Origin of the sequence: Streptococcus danieliae (assembly GCF_013415245.1) — a bacterium.
GTDB lineage: Bacteria > Bacillota > Bacilli > Lactobacillales > Streptococcaceae > Streptococcus > Streptococcus danieliae_A.
Map to the genome: position 1 here is coordinate 1 of NZ_JACBXX010000259.1, position 368 is coordinate 368.

1 protein-coding gene is annotated in these 368 nt (G+C 50.8%); it reads left to right on the forward strand.

The features are described 5' to 3' along the window. On the forward strand, positions 1 to 368 hold a 368-nt coding region (locus HZY94_RS10085; protein WP_179926000.1), incomplete at both ends, for a Rib/alpha-like domain-containing protein.

Genomic DNA, 368 nt, shown 5'->3' on the forward strand with positions numbered 1-368 from the left:
CGTTATAGCGATGGTTCGCAGGATGTTGTGCCAGTAACGGTACAAGTGACTGCTCGTCCAGAAGCAGAGAAATACAACCCAAGCTACAACCCAGCAAGTGTAGAAGCTGGAGAGCAAGTCGTTCTAATCGGTAAGGACTTGCCAGCGAGCGCTACTTACAGTGTTGTCGGCTCCGGAATGACCGTCGATGCTCAAGGTCGTGTTACGGTAGTTGTCCCAGCGGATGCCCTATCAGGTAGTGTGTCTGGTAGTGTTACAGTTCGTTATAGCGATGGTTCGCAGGATGTTGTGCCAGTAACGGTACAAGTGACTGCTCGTCCAGAAGCAGAGAAATACAACCCAAGCTACAACCCAGCAAGTGTAGAAGC